At 60.8% G+C, this 5,550-nt stretch carries 7 protein-coding genes and 1 pseudogene; 3 read left to right on the forward strand and 5 right to left on the reverse strand.

All coding sequences use genetic code 11. The annotated features are described in order from the left end of the window. Positions 1-222, reverse strand: a pseudogene (locus NW809_RS10385) (hypothetical protein); the annotation flags it as partial. A 238-nt stretch (positions 223-460) separates the two neighbouring features. Between NW809_RS10385 and psaC the strand changes: the two are divergent. Continuing rightward, positions 461-709, forward strand: coding sequence for a photosystem I iron-sulfur center protein PsaC (gene psaC, locus NW809_RS10390; RefSeq protein WP_011429399.1), 249 nt, complete (start codon positions 461-463; stop codon positions 707-709). Positions 710-869: 160 nt separating this feature from the next. On the opposite strand, the gene nadD is transcribed toward psaC, so the two are convergent. Then, positions 870-1,493 carry a nicotinate-nucleotide adenylyltransferase gene (gene nadD, locus NW809_RS10395; protein WP_011429398.1) on the reverse strand — a complete coding sequence of 208 codons (624 nt, stop codon included), beginning with the start codon at positions 1,491-1,493 and terminating at the stop codon, positions 870-872. Further along, on the reverse strand, positions 1,490-2,104 hold the full coding sequence (ruvA, locus tag NW809_RS10400; protein ID WP_011429397.1) for a Holliday junction branch migration protein RuvA: 615 nt from the start codon (positions 2,102-2,104) through the stop codon (positions 1,490-1,492). The genes nadD and ruvA overlap by 4 nt, the downstream gene beginning before the upstream one ends. 123 nt (positions 2,105-2,227) lie before the next feature. Here ruvA and NW809_RS10405 point away from each other — a divergent pair, with 123 nt between their 5' ends. Beyond that, positions 2,228-3,163, forward strand: coding sequence for an alpha/beta fold hydrolase (locus NW809_RS10405; RefSeq protein WP_011429396.1), 936 nt, complete (start codon positions 2,228-2,230; stop codon positions 3,161-3,163). 9 nt (positions 3,164-3,172) lie between these two features. On the opposite strand, the gene NW809_RS10410 is transcribed toward NW809_RS10405, so the two are convergent. After that, on the reverse strand, positions 3,173-3,709 hold the full coding sequence (locus tag NW809_RS10410) for an HNH endonuclease (protein WP_099812453.1): 537 nt from the start codon (positions 3,707-3,709) through the stop codon (positions 3,173-3,175). Between the two features lie 514 nt (positions 3,710-4,223). Between NW809_RS10410 and NW809_RS10415 the strand changes: the two genes are divergently transcribed. Next, positions 4,224-4,571 (forward strand): metallophosphoesterase family protein, encoded by a 348-nt coding sequence (locus NW809_RS10415; RefSeq protein WP_414402074.1) that lies wholly within the window; start codon positions 4,224-4,226, stop codon positions 4,569-4,571. Here the strand turns inward: NW809_RS10415 and NW809_RS10420 are convergent. Next, the gene (locus tag NW809_RS10420) at positions 4,522-5,436 is read right to left on the reverse strand and encodes a cation diffusion facilitator family transporter (protein ID WP_414402073.1); all 915 of its coding nucleotides are present in this window, start codon (positions 5,434-5,436) and stop codon (positions 4,522-4,524) included. The two genes, NW809_RS10415 and NW809_RS10420, sit on opposite strands and share 50 nt — an antisense overlap. Positions 5,437-5,550 lie beyond the last annotated feature (114 nt).

Raw genomic sequence — 5,550 nt, forward strand, 5'->3', positions numbered from 1 at the left:
CAGGATCACCACTGCGCCCAACACGTAGATGGCCACCTTGGGCAAGGAAGGATCCACCCTCCAGCCACGCCTGTACACCCAGTCGGTGAGCTGCCGATCCCAGCGGCGCAGGCGAGGTATGTTCTCCGCATAGATTTCCTGGAGAATGCCGGCCAAAACGGGCCCCAGGCGGTGCATTTGGCTTCGAGTTTGCCTTCTCCAATTCCGCAGCGAGCGTCCCATTCGTAGGATCCTTGCCCTGTCCTTCCTCAGGCAATCCTAGCCCAACCGCGAGGGCGACCTTCCCGTCGGCGCGGCAAGGGATCCCTGGGGATGTAAATTTGCTTGAACATTTGGATCGCAGATCGGGGTGGTTTGGCAGGACTACAGTACACTGAAGGCACCCGTGCAGTGGTGTTGCTGCCACGCCCTTCGGTAAACCTTTTTTTAATCTTTCAAACAGCTCGACTGGAGAACGCTAATGGCTCACACGGTCAAGATCTACGACACCTGCATCGGCTGTACTCAGTGTGTGCGGGCCTGCCCTACTGATGTGTTGGAAATGGTGCCCTGGAAGGGGAACAACAAGGCCGGCATGATTGCCGCAGCCCCCCGCACCGAAGACTGTGTTGGCTGCAAACGCTGTGAGACTGCCTGCCCCACGGACTTCTTGAGCATCCGCGTCTACCTTGGCCCCGAAACCACCCGCAGCATGGGCTTGGCTTACTAAGCCATCGGCAGGTTGGGTTGCAATTTTCATTTGAGACAAGCCTTCCTACTTTCAGCGAAACAGCCTCTCTTCAGCCCCTCCTGGCTGGGAAAAAGTTGGGCGGGCTGTTGCTCTAGTGAACGGGTTTATCGGAGAGGAGGGATCCCTCCTCTTTTTTTCTTCAAGGGTCGAGGTAGAGCCGGTGTTGGCGAATGTAGTGCTCCACAGCAGGGGGCACCAGGTAGCGGATGGATCCCCCCTTTTGGATTTGCTGGCGCAGGTAGGTGGAAGAGAGCGTTAGGGTGGGGGCGTCCAGGATTGCTGCCCGGATAGGCAGCTTTGCGGCCACCGACCGCAGCACTTGGGCGGCGTCGCCGGCATCGATACGGGGGGCAACAATCCAATGGCAGAGGCGGGCCAATTCTTCCGCCTGGTACCACTGGGGCAGATCCCGCAGGGCATCCACGCCGATAATCCAATACCACTGGGTATCCGGCTGCTCTTGCATCAGGCTGCGCAGCGTCTCGATGGTGTAGGAGGGGCCGGGACGGCGGATCTCCAGGTCGGAGCAGGCAAAGCGCTCGTGGTCGGCAATGGCCAGCTTCACCATGGCCAGGCGATCGGCTTTGCTGGCGCCGGCGGCCAAGGGCTTGTGGGGAGGATCCCCTGCCGGCATCCACAGCACCTGATCCAGGTTGAACTGCCAGAGGGCCTGCTCCGCCATGATCAGATGGCCGTGGTGGACGGGGTTGAAGGTGCCGCCCAGAATGCCAATGCGGCGCTGCTGGGGATCCGGAGGGCTCATGGCTGCCGGCTGAGGTAGGTGATGGCATCCCGCAGCCACTCTTCCGTTGGGCGGGGTTGGGAGGGCAAAGCTTGCAGGGCCGCTTGAATTTCTTGGAGGCTGTAGCCGAGGGCCAGCAAGGCCATTTCCACCTCTTCCCGGATGGCCGGAGGCGGCCCGCCGGCCAGGGGGCGATCGGCGTTCTCCAGGCCTTGTCGCCAGTGGGCCAGCTTGGTTTTCAGCTCCAAGGCTAGCCGTTGGGCCGTTTTGTGCCCTACCCCTGGCGTGAGGGAAAGTAGGCGCACGTTTTCGGTCACCACTGCCTGAACCAGCTCCGGCAGGCCGAAGGTATTCAGCAGAGCCAAGCCCAAAGCCGGCCCCACCCCCGAAACTTTGATGAGCTCCACAAACACATCGCGCTCGGCTGGCGAGCCAAACCCGTACAACACCAGCTCGGTCTCTCGCACCACCAAGTGGGTAAACACCCGCACGGGCTCTCCGATGGGGGGCAGTTGCTTGAGAAAACGCGCCGGGGCCTTGACCCGATAGCCGATCCCCTGCACCTCAACGGTGAGGCTACTGCGCTCTCCCCATTCGATGGCGACGAGGTGGCCGCTCAAAAACGCGATCATGCTGCGAGTCCAATCCGTGTTTAGGATACGTTGCTCGGCTACAGCTCCAGAGTCGGCCGAGCAGAATCTAAAAGAATCTAGAATAAGAAAAGCTTAAATAACAAAAGCTTACAAGCGACCTCTATGGCTTCAACATCGGCATCGGCCACTCCTATCTCGGCACGCTGGATTTGGCGGGGGCAATCGGTCCATTACGTCAAACAGGGCGAGCAGGGGCAGCCTTTGCTTTTGGTGCACGGCTTTGGGGCTTCCACCGACCACTGGCGTAAAAACATTCCCGAATTGGCTCAACACTACCAGGTCTATGCCATCGATTTGCTCGGCTTTGGCCGTTCGGCCAAGCCCAACTGGGACTATCGCGCCGAGATCTGGCGGGATCAACTGCGGGATTTCTGTCAACAGGTGATCCGGCGGCCTGTGGTGGCCATTGGCAACTCCCTGGGCGGCTATGTGGTGCTCAGCCTGGCGGCAGAGTGGCCGGAGTGGGTGCGGGGGGTGGTGCTGCTTAACGGGGCAGGCGGCTTTTCCACGGTTAAGGGATCCCCATCTGGCTGGCGGCAATGGCTGGGTGGCCTGGTAGGCTGGGGCCTGCGCCAGCGCCTGGTGTCTTACCTATTGTTTCAGTATTTGCGGCAGCCGCGGGTGATTCGCTCCAAGCTGAAGCAGGTCTATTACGACCCGGCGGCAGTGACGGATCAACTGGTGGAAGACATTCATCGCCCCACGCGGGATCCGGGGGCTGCCGATGTGTTCGTGGCCCTGATGCGGGGCGGGCAGAAGGGGCGCTATGTGGACGAGCTGCTGCGCAGCTTGGTGCGCCCCCTGTTGTTGATTTGGGGCGAACGGGATCCCTGGATGCGGGTCCGCGAGCGCTCTAAGCTCTACCGGGCTCACTACCCTCAGGCGGTGGAATACTTCCTGGAGGCCGGCCACTGCCCTCACGATGAGCGCCCCGAAGAGGTCAACGCCCTGATCCATCGCTGGATCGAGCTGGGGATCCCGGCCACCACCTCTCCTCCCCTTTCCAAAGCAGCGCCGGTCTCAGACCTGCATCCTTAGCCTTGGGAGCTAGGCGGGCTTGACTGCCAGCTCCGGCGGCGGATCCCCTTCCAGGCCGATGGCGTACTTCAGCCATTCCCGATGGGATCCGCTGCCGACGGCTTTGGAGATTTCAAAGTAAAGGGTGCTGTGGGGGCGGCGGGGCTGGCGGAGCAAGGGCATGCCGGCCTCCCAAGGGGTGCGATTCCCTTTTTTCACGTTGCAGCGCACACAGGCGCTGACTACATTCTCCCAGGTATCTTCACCGCCGCGGGAGCGCGGGATCACGTGATCCAGGGTTAGGTCTTCGCCGTAACAGCCGCAGTACTGGCAGCGGTGCCCATCGCGGTAGAGGACATTGCGCCGCGTCAGGGGGATCTCCTTGTGGGGAACGTGAACGTAGTGGCGCAGGCGGATGACGGTGGGCAGAGGGATGTTGCCGTAGACTACTTTGCCATTGTGCTCGATTTGCTCGGCCTTGCCCTTGAGCAAAAGGACAACAGCTCTGCGCCAACTGGTGATGTTGAGCGGCTCGTAGGAGGCATTTAAAACCAAAACCTTGCCCATAGTGCTACGCACCGCTGACGAAATCCCCTACCGGATCTGAAAGGCGCCAGCTCTCTTGAAGTTACGCAAAATCTTAACACAGCTTTAGAGGCGAGGTAGCCCACTTCACTCCGGTAAAACCTCGGGTTCCCTTCCCTCTGCCGGCTCAGCACAACAGGATCCCGACGTGGTGGATCGAGATCCCGAGGCACTTTCTAGCCCTTGCTGTTAGAGCCGGCCCTAATCCCAGGCAGGGTGGGCTTCGGCTGCTGAGGCTGCTCCGGCTCGCGGCCGAAGTTGGTAATCAGAGTTAGAGATTGGGCTTTTTCAGCTCGATTTGCTCCCCGTCGGCCTCCCCAGCCGTCACCTGTAGGGTGGCCTTGCCGAGGTTATCCCGGAGATCCTCTGCCAAAAGACCGGAATCACCCCAGGGGCAATCGGGCCTTGCGCCGGATCTGTCCTTTGGGATCATCTCAACCGGTTTCATTTGGTGAAGCTAAGCATCCCGGCTCTGGAGCAGGTTTTGCAACACCGGATGCAGTTGCTCTTGGATTTTTTGCTGCTGCCGAGGGATCTGACCCAGCACGGGGAGCCAGAAAACCACGCTTGGTTGGCAGAGCGGCTGGCCCGTTTACCTTTTCCGGCTTTTGTGGTGCCCGGCAACCACGACGTGCCCCAGCCCGAGGCATTGGCAGAGTTTCCCCGCTACTACCGAGCTTTTGGCTATGAGGACGGGCTTTCCACTTTCTTTCCACTTTCTAGGAATCCCCCCGAAGGGGGAAATCTACCCCGATTAAACCCACGCAGAGCAAGGAATGCAAGGCCCATTGTGGCTAGGAACGGGATCCCTCGATGTGGGAGTAGGGCTCCAGGTGGATGGTGACCCGCACCGGCCCGTAGCGCTGCTGCAGCAGTTGCTCCACCGCTTCGGTAAGGCGATGGGCCGACTCCACATCCAGCGGCTCCACCACCATGTGCATTTCGATAAAGATCATCTGCCCCGGGATGCCGCGGGAGGTGATGTCGTGGCAGTCGAGGATCCCGGGCAGGCTGAGAACCAGCTCCCGCAAGGTTTTGGGGGGGATAGCCACCCGGTCGGTTAAGAAGGGAACGTTTTCCCGCAGCACTTCCCAGCCGCTCCAGAACACCAGCAGCCCCACCGGCACCGCCAGCACCTGGTCCAGCCAAGGGATCCCCCAGAAGTGGATCCCGGCCAGACCCAGCAATACCGTCAGGGTTACCCAGACATCGCTGAGGGTATGGCGGGCATCGGCCAAGAGCAGCGAGCTGGCCAGCGCCCTGCCCCAGAAACGTTCATAGACGGCCACGAAGAGGTCGATCCCCAGCACCCCCAGCATTAGCGTCAAGGTCAACCCGTCGGTCTGGAGCTGGGGAGGCAGGGGCTTGAAAAACCGTCCCACCGCTGCGCTGAGAATCTCGAAGCTAGCCATGGCCAAAAGGGCAGCGATCCCCAGGGCACCGATTGCCTCAAACTTGCTGCGGCCATAGGGATATTCCTCATCCGGCTCTGGCGAGGAAAAGTGGACCGCCACCAGGGCAAGGAGGTTGCTGGCGCTGTCGGTAACACTGTGCAGGGCATCGGCCACCAAGCTTAGGGATCCCGTCGCCAATCCCAGGATCAACTTGACCGAAAACACCAAAAGATTGAGCCCCAGGGTGACATAGAGCACCCTCTGCACCTGGCGCTGACGGCGGCTGGCTATGGCAGCAGAATCGGGGAAGCTCACCGCTGGGGAGCCTCAGACCAAGCCGGTTCAGCTTTATTTTGCCACCGACTCCCCCTAGGGGCCGACCTTCTTCGAGGGGATAGGGAATGCGGGCCGGCGGGGTATTTTAGAACC

Source organism: Synechococcus sp. WC101 (genome assembly GCF_047461555.1).
In the GTDB taxonomy this organism is placed as follows: domain Bacteria; phylum Cyanobacteriota; class Cyanobacteriia; order Thermostichales; family Thermostichaceae; genus Thermostichus.

Excerpts from the sequence above, each read along its gene's own strand:
- psaC (WP_011429399.1), top strand. The coding sequence starts at position 461 with ATGGCTCACACGGTCAAGATCTACGACACCTGCATCGGCTGTACTCAG.
- nadD (WP_011429398.1), bottom strand. The coding sequence starts at position 1,493 with ATGAGCCCTCCGGATCCCCAGCAGCGCCGCATTGGCATTCTGGGCGGC.
- ruvA (WP_011429397.1), bottom strand. The coding sequence starts at position 2,104 with ATGATCGCGTTTTTGAGCGGCCACCTCGTCGCCATCGAATGGGGAGAG.
- NW809_RS10405 (WP_011429396.1), top strand. The coding sequence starts at position 2,228 with ATGGCTTCAACATCGGCATCGGCCACTCCTATCTCGGCACGCTGGATT.
- NW809_RS10410 (WP_099812453.1), bottom strand. The coding sequence starts at position 3,709 with ATGGGCAAGGTTTTGGTTTTAAATGCCTCCTACGAGCCGCTCAACATC.
- NW809_RS10415 (WP_414402074.1), top strand. The coding sequence starts at position 4,224 with ATGCAGTTGCTCTTGGATTTTTTGCTGCTGCCGAGGGATCTGACCCAG.